The organism is Mycobacterium sp. UM_WGJ (assembly GCF_000455125.1).
In the GTDB taxonomy this organism is placed as follows: Bacteria; Actinomycetota; Actinomycetes; order Mycobacteriales; family Mycobacteriaceae; genus Mycobacterium.
Map to the genome: position 1 here is coordinate 1 of NZ_AUWR01000089.1, position 671 is coordinate 671.

1 protein-coding gene is annotated in these 671 nt (G+C 67.2%); it reads left to right on the plus strand.

All coding sequences use genetic code 11. From position 1 onward, the window contains the following. Positions 1–671 (plus strand): DUF222 domain-containing protein (locus N416_RS0120320; RefSeq protein ID WP_024443930.1); only part of this gene is annotated, 671 nt, incomplete at both ends.

Here is a 671-nt window from a genome sequence, read left to right on the forward strand (position 1 = left end):
ATTGGGGAGTTGTTTGCGCTGCGGTTGAGGTGCTGTGGTGAGACCGAGCAGTGGGCGGTCGATACCGAGGCGGCGGTGGCTGCTGAGGTGGCGGCGGCGTTGCGGATCAGTCAGGGCTTAGCGGCTAGTCGGTTGCACTATGCCCGGGCGATGCGGGAGCGGTTGCCGCAGGTGGCGGAGCTGTTCAAGGCCGGTGATATCGATATCCGGTTGTTTCAGACGATGGTGTATCGCACCGGGTTGATCACCGACCGGCAGGTGCTGGCGGAGGTGGATGCGCAGTTGGTGGCGCAGGTGCTGCGGTGGCCGTCGCTGACCGTGAGCCGGTTGGCGGCCAAGATCGACAAGATCGTGGCCCAGGCCGATGCTGATGCGGTGCGCCGCCGCAAGGAGCGGCAGGCCGAACGTGAGATCGTCTTCGGGAACTTTGTTGAAGGGGGTCTGTCGGAGATCCAGGGCAGTCTGTTCACCACCGATGCGCGGGCGGTGGACACCGCGCTGGATGCGTTGGCGGCCACGGTCTGTGAGCACGATCCCCGCACCCGTGAGCAGCGGCGTGCCGATGCGCTGGGGGCGTTGGCGGCGCGGGCGGACCGGTTGGGTTGTCGCTGCGGGCGTCCTGATTGCGCGGCGGGGGGTCGTGCGGCGGCCACGCCGGTGATGATTCATGT